The following is a 20,874-nucleotide window of genomic DNA, read 5'->3' on the forward strand; positions in this document are numbered from 1 at the left end:
GCTTACCGCCAGTGTACTGCATTAATTAATCACTGGAGCTAGCAAGTCTAGTAGAGTAAGTTAAATATTGCTCAGACAGCCATCTCTTTTTGGTTAAATTCTAACTTTTGTATTAGTAAAATGTCGTGGTAATTAACTTGAATATCAAGCGTCATAGGATGGCTCTATATGGTCCCCGAAAGACGATATAAATAAATCAGTGGCTATCAAGTCTTTCGAGGCCAATGGGTGGCAGTAATAAAAGCCTTGGGCATACTGGCAACCGAGTGCCTTTAAGTATTGATGCACATCTTTCTGTTCTACCCCCTCAGCTACCACTTTCAGATTTAGGTTGTTAGCAAGTTCGACTATCGTATGAACGATGCTTTTTTTACGTTCATCAAGCAAGAGATCTTTAATAAACACCTGATCTATCTTCAAGTAGTCAATTGGAAAATCCGCAAGGTAAGATAATGAGGAATAACCAGTACCAAAATCATCTATATAAATGGAGTGTCCTTTGTCACGTAAGGTTTTTAGTACAGCAATTGATTTCTCTCGATCATTCATCAATAAGTGTTCGGTTATCTCAAACTCCAATAGATTCCGATCAAAATCATATTGCATGATAATTTCATCAATCATTTCAAGAAAGTTATCTTGAATAAGTTGCTGTGCTGATAGATTTACCGCAATAGGTATTTTAATCCCTGCCTTCCACCATCTTTGAAGCTGTAAGCAAACATCCTTTATAACTAATCGACCAATTTTGCTTATCACTCCAGATTTTTCAGCGGCTTCTATAAAGCTATCTGGAGACTGAATTTTTTCTTTATCTCTATGCCAGCGAACTAGAGCCTCAGCTCCGATTACCTTTCCGCTTTTCATGCAAATCTTTGGTTGAAAGAAGGAGATAAACTCGGAGTTTTTAACTGCCTTGCGCATATCATTTTCGAGTCGAATATGATTTTGTAACCTAGAATTCACACTTTCAGTAAAAAATTGGAATTTTCCTCCGCCAGATTCTTTAGCAACTTGTGAAGCGGCGTTCGCTTGACTTAGTAGCGTCTCGGGACTTAATGAATCTGTTTTATAAATACTAACTCCGATACTAACATTGATGCTTGCCCCTTCTTCTATGGAGTCAATCGGTGCCTCAACAGCCTCAATGATTTTCTTCGCGAGTTGAGCCAAGCGCGTAACATCTTCTACATTTTCTAGAATCACGCAAAATTCATCTCCGCCTAATCGTGACAAGGAATCTTGCTCACGGATACAGGAATTGATTCTCTGACTGATAACTTTTAGAAGTTCATCTCCATATTCATGTCCAAAAGAATCATTGATTGATTTAAATCGATCTATGTCTATAAAAAATAGTGCAAATTTGCTAAAGGTAAGATGATCAGCATTTCTAATTGCTTGCTTTAAGTTTTCATTAAACAATTTTCGATTAGCCAAACCCGTTAAGCGATCATAATTAGCGAGTCTTCGTAGCTCTTCTTCCTGCCTTAGTTTTACCGTGATATCGCTTATCAATATCACATAGCGATTTTCATAGTTATGATCTTGCTCTACCTTACTAGCCACACATTCCACAGCTACTTCTTCGTCGTATCGTCCGCGAATATGGGTTTGACCAAACCAGTAGCCGGTTTCTAAAAGCTGTCGCCAAAGCTTACTAAAGTATTCTGATTCGTAGCTCCTAGGTCTTAGCTCCGATAGATTTTCTATACCTGGTCTTGTGATGCTATCGAAAGCCAAGTTTTTGGCTTTTATCTCACCGCGTTTATCAACAACGCAAAATCCTTCAGCAGCATGTTCAAAGCCCTGCGCATATATTTTTATTTTGTTAAATGACTCTTTTCTAATTTTATTTTTCTGTAACAAAAGGTAGTAATATAAAGACAATATAAGACCAACTAACAAGAAATACAGACAATAAGCCCAAACCGTTCTCCACCAAGGAGGGAGAACTTCAATATCCAATTGGTACTCTTTCTGACGTAGAAACTTTGATCTAAGTTTAAATATATAATTACCAGGGCTAAGCGAAGAGTAGCTGGCATAATTTCCCGAAGCGTTATGCCAGGCCTCATCTCTTCCCTCAAGTTTTAGTTGAACCCCCAGCGCCCCTAGGTTCTCAACGCTGTTATCAGAAAAGTTTATGGTAATAAACTTATCCTCTGGGCTTAGTGTAAGTTTTTCATTTACATTATAGATTTGTCTTTCTTTCTGGTCGTTGTTTTGAATAACAATGCTGCTTGCTTTTAGGGGAAGGTTCTCTGTAGAGAGTTTTTCAGTACTTTCATTGATTCGGTAAATTGATTTATCTTGCGTCAAATATAAATAGTTTCCAAAATAGGCGATGCTATTGGTGGGCTTTCCACCTAGAAGGCCAGACCTCGCCCCTATGGATTTATAGTTTCCGCTTGCTATGTCTAGTTTGAATAAGCTCTTTCCGTCCAAACTAGAAAACCAAATGCTTTTACGCGATCGTACTGCAGAACCAATTATATTATTTTTAAGTACTGGAAATTTTTCAGATCCTATAACCTCATACCCCCCTGATTTTTCAGACAGTATGATCTTTTCAAAACCATTATTACCAAAAACCCAAAGAGTACCGTCAAGAAAAATAGTCGGCGCCCCTGAATAGCTATACTCGCTTTTGTATGGAATAGCTTTTAGTTGTTTGTCTTTATCAATGAAAAATATATTGTTACTGGCCACAAACCAGATACCAGTATTTGCGTCCGCGTAGGGTTCTGAGATTGAACTATCATCGTTTGGAAGCTCAATCGACTGAGTCTCAAGTGTTTCTCTATCGATCATAAATAGCGACCGAACCATAATACCGAATATACCAATATCTGGATGGTAGTCTATATAGTTCACATTATTCGGTACGTTATTTGTTTTTCCGTTTTCTACATTTATTTTTAAGATCTCTCGACCTACAATAGCCCAAATCTCTTTGTCGTTTATAAAGATCGCATCATCTATTTGATGATTACCACGATAGATATAACTAATCTCTCCACTAGGATAATCATACTTGTAAATGGAATTGTTTCCGTAGGCATAGATATAACTATTCTCCACCTCGATAATTTTGTCTACAGCTTCGTTCAGACCTTTTTTCTTAAAATCTATTTTTTCAAACTCTTCATTGACTAAATTATAAAACCTTGGGTAGTCATCAATATAAATAGCAACTAGGTTACCCAACCTATCTTTGCTAAAGTTGTAAATTTTTTTATTGGGCAATCCATTCTGTTCAACATCTTCCACTAAGTACTCGGTTCTATCACCGTCAATTTTGGCCAAGCCCCGGCTTTTAAAAGTAACCCAAATATTTCCAGCGGCGTCGTCTTGAATAATATTAGGCGTAAGTTTTTCACCTTTGTAACTAAAGTCTCGAACTCCGATTATTTTATTTCCAAGGATACTGACCAATTTATCCTGAACGTTTATCAACAGAACCCCTTCTCCATTTACATACAAGTCGCTAATTTTAGCGTTTTTTGTAAATTCAAACTTTACTCCATTGCGGTCAGTGTAACTCGATAAGTAGCGCTCGAAATTTCCCGATTTAGGGTCTAATAGAAATAGACCATCATAGGCACTACCTACCCATATTTTTCCTGTGTTGTTATCGGCTATATTGGTAGTGATTATTTTTTTATTTGGATCTATATCGCCATGTTTAATTGGAAATGGAGTGAATTGCTTTAGATGTTTTTGATACAGAGTAACGCCGTTGTACGAGGTCATCCATAATCGACCACTATTATCTTTTTTCATGTTTAAGATAACGTTGTCGCTGATAGTGTGTTTTTTATCTTCTTTTTCTACAAGAGCATATTCATAAGTATCTAGGTCAACTTTAGCAACGCCCATAGTCGTGCTAATCCATAGAGTGTTGTCTACAATCGTTAACTCATGAGTTTGGCGTGACTTTAAGTCTTCGGCACCGCTTGGTACGAAATCTATTAGATTCTGACCATCATAACGTTTAATGCCATAGGCCGTTGAAACCCAAAGATATCCATTTTTATCCTCTTCCACGTCATAGGCATGTCCACGTAATTCATTTAGTGGTTTTTGATAGAAGTGTATGTCAAGAGCATTATCCGCTAGGCTCTTCCCACAGCATAACAATAGCCCCAGTAGCATCGGTAAAAACCACTGTTTCATAGATCCCTCACAAAGCAGCATTATTGTTGTCTTAGTTTTTCTGTTAGGAGACTGTCTTGATAATGAAAAACTAAGCTTCTCTGGTAGGCCTCACATACTAAAAACAGCCAATCTAAAATGGCACAAATTGATCTAAAAGACTTATTATTTTTTTTAGGTGTAAAGACAATAGTTGCGCAAGATTGATAAACAATCAAGTGTCAAAAGGAAATCTAATGCGTAGGAAACTCGAGCCTTGGGGGTTAAGGCTCGGAAAAACGATGAAAACCAGAAATTAGAACTAGATTTCTAGTCCTTACACCTCATAATTAAGATGGTTTAAAATTCCATCTAGCTCATCGAGACTTGAATAGCTCAACACCAACTTACCTTTCCCTTTGGCACCATGCTGAACCATAACTGGCACGCCAATTTTTTCAGACAAACCATCCTGTAACTTTTTGATATCAGGGTCTATGGCTTTATCTGTGGTAAATTTATCTTCACTTTGCTCAAGCTGTTGAATGCGTCTAACCAAAGCTTCTGTTTGACGGACTGATAAACCTTTTGAGCTTACCTGTCTTGCCACATCTTTTTGTTCATGACTAGGCAGCGGAAGTAAAGCTCGGGCATGTCCCATCTCTAGATCACCATGCTCCAACATTTTTTTCACTTCTTCAGACAAACTGATTAAGCGCAGTAGATTGGTTACGGTAGTACGAGATTTACCAACGGCCGCAGCTACCTCTTGCTGGGTTAGCTCAAATTCATCTTGCAGCCGCTTTAAAGCGATAGCTTCTTCGATTGGATTTAAATCTTCACGCTGGATGTTTTCAATCAATGCCATTGCGATAGCTGCTTCATCAGCAACTTCTCGAATGACAGCGGGTATTTTATCCAAGCCGGCTAATTGTGTTGCTCGCCAACGGCGCTCACCAGCAATAATTTCGTATTTAACCGTGTCGTTGCCAGAATCTATCGGGCGAACAACAATAGGCTGCATTACTCCTTGCGCCTTAATGGACTCACTAAGCTCTTCGAGGGCTTCGGGGTGCATATCACGGCGAGGTTGGTATTTGCCGCGTTGGATAAACTCAACGGGGATTTCGCTTAAGGTTCCGTCTTTGCCTGGCTCAGGGGAGGAAACAGCAGCAATTGCTTGTGTAGCATTTTCAACTTGGCTTGCACCACCACTACCCAATAGGGCATCCAAGCCTTTACCTAAACCTTTGCGTTTCCCCGCCATTGTGATTCCTACTTCTCAAATATCTATGTTTTTATTTAATTATTTTTGCTTTACAACTTTAGTCTTAGGCTTCAGCCGATTCTCTTTGGCTGATTTCATTGCGGCGAATCAGCTCACCAGCCAAAGCCAAATAGGCGATGGCCCCCTTTGACTGACGATCATAAACCAATACAGGCTGGCCAAAACTTGGAGCTTCTGCCAATCGAACATTACGTGGTACGCAAGTGCGGTAGAGCTTATCCCCAAAAAAGTCTGCCAATTGTGCCGACACATCATTGGTCAAACTGTTACGCGGGTCGTACATGGTGCGCAATATCCCTTCAATCTGAAGCTCGGGGTTAAGTGCACTTTGAATCTGATTGATGGTACTGATCAGTGCCGATAATCCTTCCAGTGCATAATATTCACACTGCATAGGGATAATTACACCTTCGCAAGCTACCAAAGCATTTAAAGTCAGCATATTCAAAGACGGTGGACAGTCGACCAAGATATAGTCAAATTCATCTTTCAAGCTTTCCAAAGCTGACTGCAGACGGCGCTCTTTTTGATCCAAGCTCAGCATTTCTACTTCGGCAGCGGTTAGATCGCCATTTGCGGGTAAAACCGAGTAGCCACCTTCTTCAGAGTCCACCAACGCCTCCTTGGCAGTGGCTTCACCCACTAAAACATCATATACCGATAGCTCTAGTTCATTTTTGTTGATACCCGAGCCCATGGTGGCGTTGCCCTGCGGGTCTAGATCCACCAGTAAGACCTGCTTCTTGGTAGCTACCAATGAAGCCGCTAGATTCACTGTGGTTGTCGTTTTACCTACGCCACCTTTCTGATTAGCAATAGCGTATAGGTGGCAGGGGCCTTGGGTGCTCAATGTCGTTATCCTTATGACTTGTCACGGCAAATAAGTGGCCGCTAACAAGTGTATTGTCGCTATTCGGGTCAATAGGGAGAGACTCTACTTGAGAGGGTGTATCTCTAGTAAGTGGCGCTCGCCTTCTTCACCCGGAATCATTAATGCATGGGAGTTAGCGACGATATAGTGTTTTTGCAGTGGCTTCAATTCATCTGTGGGATAAATTCCCTTCATCGCCCAAAAGCGGCCATTTTCCTTCAGCAGGTGCCGACAACCTTGAGTCATATCCTCTAAGCTAGCAAAAGCTCTACTCATAACGCCATCAAACAGTATTTCTGGCAGGTAGCTCTCGACGCGACAGTTGTGAACCTGCACATTATCCAGCTTCAGTTCGGTCTTTACTTGAAACAAAAAGCGCGTTTTCTTGCCATTGCTGTCCAGCAAGTGAATTTCACGCTCAGGGTGGCAGATCGCCATGGGTATTCCTGGTAAGCCGCCGCCAGTACCTACATCGATCAATCTCTGGCCTTCAACAAATGGCAGGATTGCTAGGCTATCGAGCAAATGGCGAGAGACCATATCCTCGATATTTCGGATAGCGGACAAGTTATAGGCCTTGTTCCACTTATCAAACAATTGGATATAGGCTAATAAACCATCAATGCGGTCACTATCTAGCTCTAAACCTAGTTTTGTGACTCCAGTTTCCAAGCGATTTCGTAGCTGCGTGGACATTTTTATCCATTTTCCTCGATTTTAGCGGCGAGATCAGGCACTTTGCTTACGCAATAGGCCATGTTTCTTCAAATAAACCAATAGCAGAGAAACTGCAGCCGGGGTAACCCCAGGTATTCTGGAAGCTTGGGCCAAGGTTCCAGGTAATGATTCCTTCAGTTTTTGCTTAACTTCATTGGATAAGCCTTCTACCGAATCATACGGAAAGTCTGCAGGAATCAGGGTATTTTCGTTTTGGCGCAGTTTTTCGATATCTACCAACTGACGCTCAATGTACCCAGCGTATTTCGCACTGATCTGCACCTGCTCGGATACTTCGACGGCAATATTGGGTTTCGCATATGGCAGCTCGGCAATATCGCCATATTCCAATTCAGGTCGGCGCAATAAATCCATCAAACTATACTCGCGCCCCAGTGGTGACTTCAGCTTGGGCTCCAGCTGTTTGGCCTCATCACTACCGGCCTGCACCCATGTGCTTTTTAGGCGTTGCTCTTCTTGGGCGATAGCTTCTTGCTTATCGCAAAAGTGCTGCCAGCGATTGTCATCTACTAAACCAAGTTTGCGCCCCTGTTCGGTCAAGCGAGCATCGGCATTATCTTCTCGCAGCAGCAAACGGTATTCGGCACGGCTGGTAAACATCCGATACGGCTCTTGAGTACCAAGGGTAATCAGGTCATCAATCAAAACGCCAAGATAAGCTTCATCTCGACGCGGATGCCACGCCGCTTTGCCTTGAGCTAATAGCGCCGCATTGCTGCCAGCCAATAGGCCTTGAGCCCCAGCTTCTTCATAACCTGTGGTGCCGTTAATTTGACCCGCAAAAAACAAACCTTTGATGTGTTTTGTTTCCAAGCTGTACTGTAAATCCTGCGGGTTAAAGAAATCGTATTCGATTGCGTAACCCGGGCGCGTGATATGAGCCTGTTCAAAGCCTTTAATGGAATGCACTAGATCCAGCTGAACATCAAAGGGCAAGCTTGTGGAGATGCCGTTTGGGTATAACTCATGGGTGGTAAGGCCTTCGGGCTCGATAAACACCTGGTGGGAGTCTTTATCAGAAAAGCGCTTAACTTTATCTTCTACAGAAGGACAATATCGTGGGCCAACGCCGTCGATGACGCCGGTATATAGCGGCGATCTGTCTAAACCGGACAAGATGATGTCATGGGTTTTGCTGTTGGTATGGGTAATCCAACAACAAGTTTGCTCAGGTTTATCTTCGGCTTTGCCCATATAGGACATGATCGGTGCTGGATTATCACCCCATTGCTCAGCTAAGCCTTCAAAGTTCACACTACGAGCATCGATTCTCGGTGGGGTTCCAGTTTTAAGTCTTTCAACGCGTAGAGGTAATTCTCTTAATCTATCTGCTAGGGCAATAGATGGTGGGTCACCAGCTCGCCCCCCCGAATGATTTTCTAAGCCAATATGGATTTTGCCACCTAAGAAGGTCCCAGCAGTTAGCACTACCGCAGGGGCATAAAATTTTAAGCCCATTTGGGTAACAACCCCTCGGACTTCTTCGCCTTGCAATATTAGGTCATCAACTGATTGTTGAAATATTTGCAGGTTTTTCTGGTTTTCTAAGGTTTCACGAATCGCCGCTTTATAGAGGATTCTATCGGCTTGTGCACGAGTAGCTCTAACAGCGGGGCCTTTGCGGCTATTTAGAACACGGTACTGGATACCAGCTCTGTCGGTAGCTAATGCCATTGCTCCACCTAGCGCATCGATTTCTTTTACTAGGTGTGATTTACCAATCCCGCCAATAGCTGGGTTACAAGACATTTGTCCCAAGGTATCAATATTGTGGGTTAACAATAGGGTAGAGCTACCCATGCGAGCGGCTGCTAATGCAGCTTCGGTGCCGGCATGTCCACCACCAATAATAATGACATCAAAGGTCTTCTTGTAATCCACGGTATCGCCTTTGCCCAAAGGGCAGGGGTTAGAAAAAGGGCAGGCATTATAGGGATGTTTCTAGCAGAGTTCAAAACTTGTTTATTATTTAAACAGTTGATTTTTCTAAAATTTAAAACTCATTATTAATATATAAGTAGATAAATAAATATTTATATATATGTATAGATATATAAGATTATGTTTATTGTTATATATAGTGCGGCGTTTTTCTGTGGATAAGCCACTTTACTCCTTTTAAATCAGCATCTTACAGATATGATAACGGTGTATAGAACCCTTTATTTGGCATAGGTAAAAGCTCTGTTTTAAGGTCGAATGATTTCTGGATAACTTTGGGTCTTGTGGTCAAACTGCTGTTATCCACATTTTTGCGCCGAGCTAGAGCACGCTTTCTGCTATGAGTTATTCACATTTGACAAAATTGCTCTAATGATCGAACAAAAAACCTTCAAAATTAGGCACTTATGTGGCAAAGCTGTGAGTAATTGTGGATAAGCTATTCTAAGTGTCGGTAGTTATTCAAAAAATCTGTGGGTAAGTTGGGATAACTTTTTTTGGCCAGATATGACTAGGTGATTTTTTAGTGTTATTTAGTAATAGATTTTGCTGGTCTGAACGACCGCCATTCCATGTGGTTGTTGGTCTTGGGGCGCAAAAGGCTGCGTCCATGCTAGCTTGCTTCCTTATGGGGTCATATGGATAGGCGCCGAGCCTAGAAAGCTTATGACGTTAAAGTATGTTTCTACTTAGGGGGGATAAAAATTCCGTCTAAAAAGCCATAGTGGAGCGCTAGGCAGCTTATGTCTCAGACGGGATTAGCCGAATGAGTATAATTCTTGGAGAGTTCTGGGGTTTGGTCAAACGAAGGTTGACTGGGTGGTAACTGCCCAAGGGGGAAGAGGGCCTGAATACCTTGTGAGGCATCAGTACGATGCAAGCCCTGCACAGGTTTGAACAGACAGGGCACTAGTAGGCTTTATTATTATTTCCCAATACAAAAACTGGAGAAGATTCGTCCCAGTAGCTCATCCGGTGTAAATGTTCCGGTAATCTCCCCTAGGGATTCCTGCGCGGCGCGCAAATCTTCGGCTAGGAGTTCGCCTGCGCCCATATCGTGCAGTTGCAGTGCGCCATTATCCAAGGCTTCTTGTGCCCTTTCGATGGCATCTAGATGGCGTCTACGAGCGGTAAAGCCTCCTTCGCTGGCGCCTTGATAGCCCATGACGGATTTCAAATGCTGTTTAAGTTCTTCTAGGCCCGCTCCGGTTTTGGCGCTAATTCCTAGGCATTGTTTATTATCCCCTTCTTCTTGTAGCACCCCTACGCCATGCTCACTCAAGTCGGCTTTATTAAGGATCACAGTAAGCTGATTTGGGTTGGGTAGTTTTTCTGTAAATTCTGGCCATATAGAAGAAGGGGTAAAAGCTGTATCAACGGCCTGGCCGTCAACCATGAGCAATACCCGATCCGCCTTTTCGATAGCTTGCCAGGCTCGCTCGATGCCAATACGTTCAACTTCATCGGGGCTTTCACGTAAACCAGCGGTATCAATAATATGCAGTGGCATACCATCGATATGAATCTGTTCCTGAAGAATATCCCTTGTGGTGCCAGCGATATCAGTAACAATGGCTTTTTCAGTTCCAGCAAGGGCATTCAATAAGCTTGATTTACCGGCGTTGGGTTTGCCTGCAATGACTACATTCATACCTTCGCGTACTAAAACGCCTTGTTTTGCTTCGGCCAGTAATTTTGCCAATTGTTCTTGCAGCTGCTGTAAATCGCCAGCAACTTTGCCATCGCTTAGAAAATCAATTTCTTCTTCTGGAAAATCGATGGCCGCTTCTACATAAATGCGTAAGCGTATCAGCGCTTCAACTAAGTCGTGAACTTGTGTTGAAAATACACCTTGTAAAGAGTGCAGAGCATTACGAGCGGCTTGTGCAGAGCTTGCTTCAATTAAATCGGCAATCGCTTCGGCTTGGGCTAAATCCATTTTGTCGTTGATAAAAGCGCGTTCTGAAAACTCACCTGGTTTAGCCATTCTAGCGCCGAGTTTGCAAATCTCTGCGAGCAGTAAATCGAGAATAACGGGGCCACCGTGACCTTGCAGTTCTAATACATCTTCGCCGGTAAATGAGTCGGGGTTTGGAAAAAAAAGTGCAATACCAGAATCTAAAACTTCACCTTCACTCGATAAAAAATCACAGTAGTGTGCATGTCTTGGACTTAGCTCTTTTGCACAAATTTGTTTCGCTATTTGTGCCGCATGTTTACCTGAGACTCGAATAATTCCAACGCCTCCTCGTCCGGGGGCCGTTGCTATTGCTGCAATGGTATCGCTAAATTGATAAGGCTCTTGCATTGTTTTTTCCAAAAAAACTCTATAAAAAAAGGGGCTCTAAGCCCCTTTCCGTAAAGCGAAAAGCTTAGGCTTCTGCTTCAATTTGTTTGGTGATGATGTACTGCTGAATCATCGAAATGGTGTTGTTAACCACCCAGTACAATACCAAGCCCGCAGGGAACCACATAAACAAGAAGGTAAAGACAATCGGCATATAGCTCATTATCTTAGCTTGCATTGGATCCGGCGGAGTAGGGTTCATCTTCATCATAAACCACTGGGTAGCACCCATAATCAGCGGCAAGATAAAGTAAGGATCCTTCACTGATAAATCTTCGATCCATAAAATAAAGGGGGCGTGGCGTAATTCTACAGATTCTGAAAGCACCCAATATAAAGCAATAAATACAGGCATTTGAATTAGAATCGGTAAACAACCACCTAAGGGGTTAACCTTTTCTTTCTGGTAGAGCTTCATGGTTTCTTGGGACATCTTTTGACGATCGTCGCCATAGAGCTCTTTTAATTGTTGCATCTTAGGTTGCAGCTTGCGCATATTCGCCATGCTGCGATAACTGGTAGCGGTTAGCTTAAAGAACAAAGCTTTAATTAAGATAGTAAGAACAACAATCGACCAACCCCAGTTAATCACCACACCTTGTATCAAAGTCAGTAAATAAAAGAGTGGTTTTGCCACCCACCAGAGCCAACCATAATCAACGGTTAAATCTAGGTGTGGAGCAATTTCCTCTAAGCGGTAAACGTCTTTAGGCCCTACATAAAACTGAGAGTTGATTACGCCTAATGTACCTGGCTCTACTAGTGTTTGAGGAGCTGTATAGCCAAAGGTGTACATCTGGCTGTTACGAATTCGGCGCAAGGTATAAGTATTGTTCTGTTCTTTGTCTGCAACCCAGGCACTAATAAAGTAGTGCTGAACCATGGCAACCCAGCCACCTTCAATTTCTACTTTTAGTGACTCTTCATCTAGGTCATCAAAATCAACTTTTTTGTAGTTTTCATCTGGAGTAGTTAATGCCGCGCCTAAATAAGGTTGTAAGCCGATGGCGCTGCTGCCAGTAGCCACTGGAGATCGATCTCGCTTGATTTGAGCGTAGAAGTTACCTTTCCAGTTGCTGCTGCTTTTATTATCAATCAAATACTCAATATTGATTAGGTTTTCACCGCGGGTGAAATTAAAGCGTTTGGTGATGGTTACTTCACCCTGCTGCAAGACAAGATCTACTGCGAGATTGTCTTTGCCTGGGGATAACTCATATTCGCTCTGGTCAGCTTGGAATACCGGGCGACCTTTAGCGGTGTCGGTAGCGTTTGGTCCGATTAGGCCACTTTGAGCAATGTAGGTTTTATCCGCAGTACGGTTGAGGATAACAAATGGCAGTTCTGGACGGTTAAGTTCAGCGTAGTGTTGTGGAAGTGCTGCTTTAACAATGTCACCACCATGGGTATCGATAATAAGATCGAGGGCATCGGTCTTAACACGAATAAGTTGGGAACTGCTTGGAGTTTCTACAGTAGCTTGTTCTGCAACTGTGCTGGGCAGGTCACTCGCTAAAGTTTGTTTGCTAGGCGCAGCAGTTGGTATTTCGCTGGCCGCAACAGGCGAGGCCAAAGTCTCTTGGCTGGCTGCTACGGGTTTGTTGGCTGCTTGTTTGCGGTCTTGGAAGTCATTCCATTCCAGAACCAAAAGATAAGAGACCACAGCCATTGCGATGATCAATAAATACTTTTGCCAATCCATAATATCTATTCTTGGTCTTGAGAAGTTGAGGGTTTACCGGGCACATAGTCAAAGCCGCCAGGATGCCATGGGTGGCATTTAGCTAAGCGGCGAACGGTAAGATAACTACCTTTTATACTGCCGTGGGTTTCTATTGCCTCTTTCGCATAATGAGAGCAGGTCGGATAAAAGCGGCACTGGTTGCCAACCCAAGGGCTAGCAAGGTATTGATAGATTTTTATCAAACCTAAAAGCAGTGCTTTCATTATTCACTCGTCGCTTTGCGAATCAGCTTTTGCCATTGCTTATTCAGCTGGCGTGTTAACGCCGCATTATCCAATGTGTCCATGCCACGGCGAGCGAGCACTATAGCATCGAATGGCGGTAATTGGTGTTGCTGTAGCCGAAAAGATTCTCTAATTAGACGTTTTAATCGATTGCGATCAACTGCATTGCGTACGTTCTTTTTGGCGATTACTAGGCCAAGTCGAGGGCGGTCTAATTGGTTTTTACGGACGAGAATGAGAAAGTGCTGATGAGAAGCGCGAAAAGAGGGCGAGTCAAAGACAGGCTTAAAGTCACTGGAGTTCAGCAGCCGCAAGGATTTATCAAAATCTAAATGCTGCGACAAGCGGAAACTCCAGTTTACAGGGCAGTATCTGAGCTGATTATGCAGCTAGTACTTTACGGCCCTTGCTACGACGGCGAGCAAGCAATTTACGACCGTTTTTGGTCGCCATGCGAGAGCGGAAACCGTGAGTGCGCTTGCGCTTCAATACGCTTGGCTGAAATGTTCTTTTCATGATAATACCCGTGTTCAATCATGTCGGCTTTAGAGCTTAACTGAAACCCATTGAACAGCCGAGCTCGTGGAAAAATGAGGCGCGATATTAATGGATACTCCTAGAAATTGCAATGCTTAATTAGAAAATGATCAATTTTTCCTCTTGTACAAGTTTTTAAACGACGTTTATACAGGCTTTATTCAATTTTTCAACAGTTTTATCCACAGATAATGATGGGTTCTTCTTTCTTAGCTCTTATTCTTATACCTAGCGGAGTTGTTGATATTGCGAGGGTTTTCTTGTTAAGCCTTAAAATAGATTTCTTTTATGTGGATAACTTTCCCCTGATAATGTAATCTACGCACATTGCTGTGGTTAACTCTAGTTATTTAAACAAACACAGCGCGTTTGGGAATACTTATACACATCTGCTTCCAGGCTAGATTGAAAGCAAAGCGTATCGTATGCAAGCTATATGATCGCAATTATTTCGTGGATTTAAAGTCTTCCTTCTATATATACATATTTTGAAATCTACTAGTGCTGCTCAAACTGCCAAAGCACTAGTGGCTTAATTCTCTTTCGGTTTCGCTACTGTTAGAAAGAGTTAGACCTAAAGGTTTATTGGGGGATTCATTGTCGGGCCTTATTTGGGACAAATGTCTAAGCAGCTTAAGTCAGGAGTTGCCATCGCAACAATTTAATACTTGGATAAAACCGTTGCAGGTTCAAAATGATGAGGCTGGCGGCCTTTGCTTGCTGGCGCCTAATCGATTTGTGCATGACTGGGTGAATGATAAGTACTTGTCTCGCATTATTGAATTGGCCAATGACTATTCAGAAGGGATGCGAATCAGCGTAAGCGTGGTCGTTGCCAATCGACAAGCCAGCCGTTTTCAGAGACGTAGCCAAAGGTCAACCCCTGAACCAATACCTACTGCTAATGCAACACCGACCATGAACCCTGTTCCGGTTAGCCCAAGTATTCCTGCGTATCAACAGGAGCCAGAGCCCGTCGAACAGCTTGAGTTAGCAAGCTCCGATAACCATAACCATGTTTCTGGGCAGTTATCAGCTCATAACTCTACATCAAGTTCTCAGCTTGTTTCGCCTAACGCTGGTCTATCCGGCGCGTCTTCAGCTGCTCAAGATAGCAACCAAGTAATAAGACCGGCAGAAGCTGCCCCTGAAATCATTAAACCTAGCAGTGATATTGAAGTAGAAGGTGGTCTTAAACACCGAACTTATCTTAATGCGGGCTTTACTTTTAAAAGCTTTGTAGAAGGTAAATCGAACCAGCTTGGTCTCGCGGCGGCAAGGCAGGTGGCAGAAAACCCTGGTGGTTCTTATAACCCATTATTTATTTATGGTGGTGTGGGTTTAGGTAAAACTCACTTGATGCACGCTGTAGGGCATCACCTGGTTGAACAAAACCCGCACGCTAAAGTGGTATACCTTCATTCGGAGCGGTTTGTTGCAGATATGGTAAAAGCACTGCAGCTTAATGCTATTAATGACTTTAAGCGTTTTTACCGCTCTGTCGATGCATTACTTATTGATGACATTCAATTCTTCGCGGGTAAAGAGCGGTCACAAGAAGAGTTTTTCCACACCTTTAATGCCTTGCTTGAAGGCGGTCAACAGATCATTCTCACTTGTGACCGATATCCGAAAGAGATTCAAGGTCTAGAAGAACGTTTGAAGAGTCGTTTCGGCTGGGGCTTAACGGTATCTGTAGAACCCCCTGAGCTTGAAACGCGGGTAGCGATTTTGATGAAAAAGGCTGCGCAGTCAAATATGTTGCTGCCTAACGATGCTGCTTTCTTTATCGCACAGCGAATCAGATCGAATGTTCGTGAATTAGAAGGTGCTTTAAAGCGCGTCATTGCTAATGCTCAGTTTACTGGTCGTGATATCGATGTACCTTTAGTAAGGGAAGCATTAAAAGATCTTTTAGCCCTGCAAGATAAGCAGGTTGGTATTGATAATATCCAGCGCGTAGTGGCGGAATACTATAAAATCAAAGTTGCTGACTTATTATCTAAGAGGCGCAGCCGTTCAGTCGCAAGGCCTCGGCAAGTTGCTATGGCTTTAGCTAAAGAGCTAACCAATCATAGCTTGCCAGAAATCGGTGACTCATTTGGCGGGAGGGATCACACCACGGTGTTGCATGCCTGCCGTAAAATTAAAGAGTTAAGAGAAGAGGACGCGGACATTCGCGAAGATGTTAAAAATCTACTGCGTTCTTTAACGACTTAATACAAAGTTATTTATATAAGATAAAACTAATATAAAACTAATATAAAACCATTAGGATTTGGGATAAATTGATGAAATTTTCTATCTCTCGAGATGCTCTTTTAAAACCCCTTCAGTTAGTGGCTGGTGTCGTAGAGCGCAGGCAGACTTTGCCTGTATTGGCTAATGTATTGGTTGTTTTAGAAGGGGATCAGTTATCCCTAACCGGAACTGATTTAGAAGTTGAGATTGTTGGTCGCGTACAACTTGAGCAGGCGGGGGGATCTGGTCAAATTACCGTTCCAGCTCGTAAGTTGTTTGATATTTGTCGCTCATTGCCAGACGGAGCGTTAATAGACTTCATTGAAGACGGCCAAAAAGTTATTGTAAAAAGCGGACGTAGCCGCTTTAGTCTGGCGACTTTGCCAGCTAATGATTTTCCTAATGTTGAAGGCTCCGCTCAGGATCTTCAGTTTTCCTGTGCTCAGTCAATTATTAAGACTTTGATTGACAGTACTGGCTTCGCGATGGCTCAACAAGACGTACGCTATTATTTAAACGGTATGCTTTGGGAAGTTAGTGAAGGTAAGCTTCGTTTTGTGGCCACCGACGGCCACCGCTTAGCGATGAGCACAGAAGATATAGCTATCAGTTGCCCTGAAACCAAGCATGCTATTTTACCTCGTAAAGGTGTTGTCGAACTTTCTCGTTTACTCGATGACAGCAGCGATGAAGTAACTGTTAGCTTGGGTAGTAACCATGTACGAGCTATTACCGAATTCTATACCTTCACTTCTAAACTTGTAGACGGTAAGTTTCCGGATTATGAGCGAGTGCTGCCTAAGAATGGTAACAAGACGGTAATCGGTGAGCGTGCAGAGTTAAAACAAGCTTTCGCCCGTACCGCTATCTTATCTAACGAGAAGTATAGAGGCGTACGACTACTTCTAAGCGATGGACAGCTAACTATTACCGCTAATAACCCTGAGCAGGAAGAAGCAGAGGAACAGGTAACGGTAGATTACGCCGGTGATAGTTTAGAAATCGGCTTCAACGTAAGCTATTTGCAGGACGTGGTTAATGTATTGCAATCAGACAATGTGAAATTTACTTTATCCGATTCAAATAGTTCTGCCCTGGTGGAAGCCCAAGAAGGCAGTAATGCTGTTTATGTCGTAATGCCTATGCGCCTATAGTAGGTACCCTGTCGATTTTCGATGCCTCTTCAACGAATTTCTATTAGTCATCTTCGAAACTTGGGTTCAGTGAAGCTGGATCCAAGTTCTCGTCTAAACTTTATTTATGGCGCTAACGGTAGCGGTAAGACCAGTGTTCTTGAAGCTATCTACCTATTGGGTAGCGGCAGGTCCTTTCGAAGTCATAAAATTAGACCCCTTATTAATCACGGTAGTGAGTCGCTTACGCTTTTCGCAGAGCTTTGCTCCCACGAAACAATACATAAAATCGGTCTTGAAAGAACCGCTTCTAGTAGTCAATCGCGAACGAAAGTCGATGGTAGATCAGTCAATTCGGCTTCCTCCTTAGCTTCTTTATTACCTACTTTAATGATTGATGCACACAGTTTTTCTTTAATCGAAGGTAGTCCTAAGGAACGTCGTTCTTTTTTAGATTGGTTGGTGTTTCACGTGAAACATGGGTTTCACGATGCTTGGAAGGGCTATTCAAAAGCGCTTAAACAACGGAATAGTTTGCTACGACGTGGTAGAATAGAAGGCTTTGAAATTCGCCCCTGGGAGCTTGAGATGTGCGATAAGGCACATCGATTAGAGGCGATGAGGGTGGAATGTTTCGAGCTTTTAAAAGACAACTTAAAGACAGTTATAAGTGACTTTGTCCCATTAGAGGGAGTTACTTTTGAGCTATACAAGGGTTGGGATAAAGACAAAACGCTTGAACAACAGCTTGAGATGGGTAGAGAGCGCGACTATAAGCTTGGTTACACTTGGTATGGGGCTCAAAAAGCAGACTTAAAGATCAAGGTTTCGGGGCATGCCGCTGATCAAGCGCTGTCGAGAGGCCAGCAAAAGCTGTTGGTTTGTGCTCTGAAGATCGCCATTGGTAAGACCTACAGCGAACTTAGCGGTAAACAGTGCATTTATTTAGTTGATGACTTGCCAGCTGAACTAGACTCTGAGAACCAGCGTCGTTTGGCAAGCTGGTTAAATGTCATAGGCGCTCAGGTTTTCGTCACGGCGATAGAGTTAGAAAGCCTATTGCAGGCATGGAAAGAAGCAGAACAAGATAAGATCACCATGTTTCACGTGAAACATGGTGATGTGGAACAAGTAAAACAAGAGTCTAAGAGGCTCGATATATAGGTAAACCCTTTGCCTATACAACAACGGAGTATGCTATGTCAGAAGAATCATCTTATGATTCGTCCAGTATCAAGGTACTAAAGGGCCTGGATGCTGTACGTAAGCGCCCAGGTATGTACATTGGTGACACGGATGATGGAACCGGCTTGCACCATATGGTGTTTGAAATCGTTGATAACTCGATTGATGAGGCCCTAGCCGGTCATTGCTCCGAGATTAAAATCGTAATTCACCCTGATGAATCTATATCTGTCTCAGATAATGGCCGTGGTATTCCAACTGAAATGCACGAAGAGGGTGTATCGGCAGCTGAAGTTATCATGACTGTACTGCACGCTGGCGGTAAGTTTGATGATAATACTTACAAAGTATCCGGTGGACTACACGGTGTAGGTGTTTCGGTAGTAAACGCACTATCTGCAGAGCTTAAGCTTACTATCCGCCGCGAAGGAAAGATTCACGAGCAAGTTTACCATCATGGCGTGCCTCAAGCGCCCTTAACGATCGTGGGTGACACTGAAGTTAGCGGTACAGAAGTACACTTTGTGCCTTCAGCTGAGACGTTCAGCAATATACAGTACAACTATGACCAGCTGGCAAAGCGTCTGAGAGAGCTTTCATTCCTAAACTCAGGTGTTCGAATTGTTCTTAAAGATGAGCGTACAGCGAAAGAAGATGTCTTTGAGTATGAAGGTGGTCTAAAAGCTTTTGTTGAGTATCTAAACCAGAACAAAAACACAGTAAACCAAGTCATGCACTTTGATATCCAGCGTGATGACGGGATCGGTGTTGAAGTGGCTTTACAGTGGAACGACTCATTCCAGGAAGGTATTTTCTGTTATACCAACAATATTCCACAGAGAGATGGCGGTACGCACCTAGCTGGTTTCCGTTCAGCGCTTACCCGTGGACTAAACAACTATATCGAAAAAGAGGGAATGGGTAAGAAAGAAAAGGTTTCGACAACGGGTGATGATGCTCGTGAAGGTTTAACAGCCATTATATCCGTTAAGGTACCTGATCCTAAGTTCTCCTCCCAGACCAAAGATAAACTGGTTTCATCAGAAGTAAAAGGCGCCGTTGAGCAAGAAATGGGAGCAGCCTTTAGCGATTACTTGCTAGAAAACCCACAAGAAGCGAAAGCAGTTGTCGGCAAGATGATCGAGGCGGCGAAAGCACGTGAAGCTGCTCGTAAAGCGCGTGAAATGACCCGTCGAAAAGGCGCCCTGGATATTGCAGGACTACCTGGAAAACTGGCGGATTGCCAAGAAAAAGATCCAGCTTTATCAGAAGTTTACCTAGTGGAGGGTGACTCAGCTGGTGGTTCTGCTAAGCAGGGCCGCGATCGTCGAACTCAAGCTATCCTACCTTTGAAAGGTAAAATCCTAAACGTTGAAAAAGCACGTTTTGACAAAATGCTTTCCAGTGCGGAGGTGGGAACACTTATCACTGCTTTGGGTTGTGGTATTGGCGCTGAAGAATTTAACCCTGATAAGCTTCGCTACCATCGCATTATCATCATGACGGATGCGGACGTCGATGGTTCGCATATTCGTACGCTACTATTGACCTTCTTCTTCCGTCAAACAAGAGAGCTCATTGAGCGTGGTCATGTTTATATTGCTCAGCCTCCGCTGTATAAAATTAGTAAGGGTAAGCAAGAGCAGTACTTGAAAGACGAGGCTGCTCTAGAAGAATTCTTAACTAATGTGGCTCTGGAGACAGGTGCCTTGCACGTGAATCAAGATGCACCGGGTATTACCGGTGGCTCACTGCAAGAGTTAGTTGTTGCCTATCGAACTGTGATGTCCACAATAGCTCGCCTGTCTAGGCTTTACCCAGCTGAAGTTTTAGAGCAGATGATTTATCAAGATGCCATTAGCTCGGAACAACTGACTAATGAGGTAGATGTACTAGCCTGGAGTGAGTCCTTACTGACCAAGCTGCAAGATGAAAACCGAGCTGGTAGTCACCGATACTCCGTTACTGTAACTGAAGATAGCGAGCGTCATGTTTATCTTCCTACTTTTACGATTACCGCACATGGTGTCGATACCGATTACCTGTTTGGGCATGACTTTTTCCAGTCTGGTGAATACCAATCAATGGTGGAACTTGGTAAGCGTTTAAATGGCTTGATGGAAGAGGGGGCATATTTCTCCAAAGGCGAGCGCAAGCTTGAGACTAGAGAATTTAAAGTTGGCCTCGAATGGTTAATGAAAGAGTCTAAGCGTGGATACAATGTACAGCGTTATAAAGGCTTGGGAGAAATGAACCCGGAACAGTTGTGGGATACCACAATGGACCCTGAGACTCGTCGTATGTTGCAAGTAACCATTGAAGATGCAATCAGCGCTGACCAGATGTTCAATACCTTGATGGGTGATCAAGTAGAGCCTCGTAGAGACTTTATTGAGACAAATGCCCTGTCTGTAGCCAATTTGGATGTCTAAACAACACTGTTAGCTACAAACAAAAAAGGTGCCCTTGGGCACCTTTTTTTTCGAAG

14 protein-coding genes are annotated in these 20,874 nt (G+C 43.1%); 4 read left to right on the plus strand and 10 right to left on the minus strand.

Annotation, left to right across the window (positions count from 1 at the left end; all coding sequences use genetic code 11):
• Window positions 1-144 precede the first annotated feature (144 nt).
• From Q1A08_RS05685 to rpmH, 10 genes are all read right to left on the minus strand, one after another.
• Window positions 145-4,179, minus strand: coding sequence for an EAL domain-containing protein (locus Q1A08_RS05685; RefSeq protein ID WP_299770699.1), 4,035 nt, complete (start codon window positions 4,177-4,179; stop codon window positions 145-147).
• Between the two features lie 295 nt (window positions 4,180-4,474).
• Window positions 4,475-5,404, minus strand: coding sequence for a ParB/RepB/Spo0J family partition protein (locus tag Q1A08_RS05690; protein ID WP_299770702.1), 930 nt, complete (start codon window positions 5,402-5,404; stop codon window positions 4,475-4,477).
• Between the two features lie 64 nt (window positions 5,405-5,468).
• The gene (locus Q1A08_RS05695) at window positions 5,469-6,275 is read right to left on the minus strand and encodes a ParA family protein (RefSeq protein WP_299770704.1); all 807 of its coding nucleotides are present in this window, start codon (window positions 6,273-6,275) and stop codon (window positions 5,469-5,471) included.
• Window positions 6,276-6,359: 84 nt separating this feature from the next.
• Window positions 6,360-6,992, minus strand: coding sequence for a 16S rRNA (guanine(527)-N(7))-methyltransferase RsmG (gene rsmG, locus Q1A08_RS05700; protein WP_299770706.1), 633 nt, complete (start codon window positions 6,990-6,992; stop codon window positions 6,360-6,362).
• Between the two features lie 33 nt (window positions 6,993-7,025).
• Window positions 7,026-8,915, minus strand: coding sequence for a tRNA uridine-5-carboxymethylaminomethyl(34) synthesis enzyme MnmG (gene mnmG, locus Q1A08_RS05705; RefSeq protein ID WP_299770707.1), 1,890 nt, complete (start codon window positions 8,913-8,915; stop codon window positions 7,026-7,028).
• 985 nt (window positions 8,916-9,900) lie between these two features.
• On the minus strand, window positions 9,901-11,283 hold the full coding sequence (gene mnmE / locus Q1A08_RS05710) for a tRNA uridine-5-carboxymethylaminomethyl(34) synthesis GTPase MnmE (RefSeq protein ID WP_299770709.1): 1,383 nt from the start codon (window positions 11,281-11,283) through the stop codon (window positions 9,901-9,903).
• A 64-nt stretch (window positions 11,284-11,347) separates the two neighbouring features.
• On the minus strand, window positions 11,348-13,024 hold the full coding sequence (yidC, locus tag Q1A08_RS05715) for a membrane protein insertase YidC (protein ID WP_299770711.1): 1,677 nt from the start codon (window positions 13,022-13,024) through the stop codon (window positions 11,348-11,350).
• Window positions 13,025-13,029: 5 nt separating this feature from the next.
• A complete protein-coding gene (gene yidD, locus Q1A08_RS05720; RefSeq protein WP_299770713.1) occupies window positions 13,030-13,269 on the minus strand; it encodes a membrane protein insertion efficiency factor YidD in 240 nt (79 codons plus the stop codon).
• Window positions 13,269-13,634, minus strand: a complete 366-nt coding sequence (gene rnpA / locus Q1A08_RS05725; RefSeq protein ID WP_299770714.1) for a ribonuclease P protein component — start codon at window positions 13,632-13,634, stop codon at window positions 13,269-13,271. The genes yidD and rnpA overlap by 1 nt, the downstream gene beginning before the upstream one ends.
• A gap of 37 nt (window positions 13,635-13,671) precedes the next feature.
• Window positions 13,672-13,806, minus strand: a complete 135-nt coding sequence (gene rpmH / locus Q1A08_RS05730) for a 50S ribosomal protein L34 (RefSeq protein WP_166851970.1) — start codon at window positions 13,804-13,806, stop codon at window positions 13,672-13,674.
• A gap of 618 nt (window positions 13,807-14,424) precedes the next feature.
• On the opposite strand from rpmH, the gene dnaA reads away from it, so the two are divergent.
• The 4 genes from dnaA to gyrB all read left to right on the plus strand — a co-directional run bounded on the left by dnaA (window position 14,425) and on the right by gyrB (window position 20,818).
• Window positions 14,425-16,047 carry a chromosomal replication initiator protein DnaA gene (gene dnaA, locus Q1A08_RS05735; protein WP_299770719.1) on the plus strand — a complete coding sequence of 541 codons (1,623 nt, stop codon included), beginning with the start codon at window positions 14,425-14,427 and terminating at the stop codon, window positions 16,045-16,047.
• A 71-nt stretch (window positions 16,048-16,118) separates the two neighbouring features.
• Complete coding sequence (dnaN, locus tag Q1A08_RS05740) at window positions 16,119-17,222, plus strand: DNA polymerase III subunit beta (protein ID WP_299770721.1); 1,104 nt, start codon at window positions 16,119-16,121, stop codon at window positions 17,220-17,222.
• A gap of 21 nt (window positions 17,223-17,243) precedes the next feature.
• Window positions 17,244-18,365, plus strand: a complete 1,122-nt coding sequence (gene recF / locus Q1A08_RS05745) for a DNA replication/repair protein RecF (RefSeq protein ID WP_299770723.1) — start codon at window positions 17,244-17,246, stop codon at window positions 18,363-18,365.
• Window positions 18,366-18,400: 35 nt separating this feature from the next.
• A complete protein-coding gene (gene gyrB / locus Q1A08_RS05750) occupies window positions 18,401-20,818 on the plus strand; it encodes a DNA topoisomerase (ATP-hydrolyzing) subunit B (protein WP_299770725.1) in 2,418 nt (805 codons plus the stop codon).
• Window positions 20,819-20,874 lie beyond the last annotated feature (56 nt).

Source organism: uncultured Pseudoteredinibacter sp., assembly GCF_947500695.1.
Lineage (GTDB): Bacteria > Pseudomonadota > Gammaproteobacteria > Pseudomonadales > Cellvibrionaceae > Pseudoteredinibacter.

Bases quoted from the DNA above. Each gene is read 5' to 3' on its own strand.
- yidD (WP_299770713.1), bottom strand. From the start codon at position 13,269: ATGAAAGCACTGCTTTTAGGTTTGATAAAAATCTATCAATACCTTGCT.
- Q1A08_RS05685 (WP_299770699.1), bottom strand. From the start codon at position 4,179: ATGAAACAGTGGTTTTTACCGATGCTACTGGGGCTATTGTTATGCTGT.
- recF (WP_299770723.1), top strand. From the start codon at position 17,244: ATGCCTCTTCAACGAATTTCTATTAGTCATCTTCGAAACTTGGGTTCA.
- dnaN (WP_299770721.1), top strand. From the start codon at position 16,119: ATGAAATTTTCTATCTCTCGAGATGCTCTTTTAAAACCCCTTCAGTTA.
- yidC (WP_299770711.1), bottom strand. From the start codon at position 13,024: ATGGATTGGCAAAAGTATTTATTGATCATCGCAATGGCTGTGGTCTCT.
- mnmE (WP_299770709.1), bottom strand. From the start codon at position 11,283: ATGCAAGAGCCTTATCAATTTAGCGATACCATTGCAGCAATAGCAACG.
- rpmH (WP_166851970.1), bottom strand. From the start codon at position 13,806: ATGAAAAGAACATTTCAGCCAAGCGTATTGAAGCGCAAGCGCACTCAC.
- gyrB (WP_299770725.1), top strand. From the start codon at position 18,401: ATGTCAGAAGAATCATCTTATGATTCGTCCAGTATCAAGGTACTAAAG.
- rsmG (WP_299770706.1), bottom strand. From the start codon at position 6,992: ATGTCCACGCAGCTACGAAATCGCTTGGAAACTGGAGTCACAAAACTA.
- Q1A08_RS05690 (WP_299770702.1), bottom strand. From the start codon at position 5,404: ATGGCGGGGAAACGCAAAGGTTTAGGTAAAGGCTTGGATGCCCTATTG.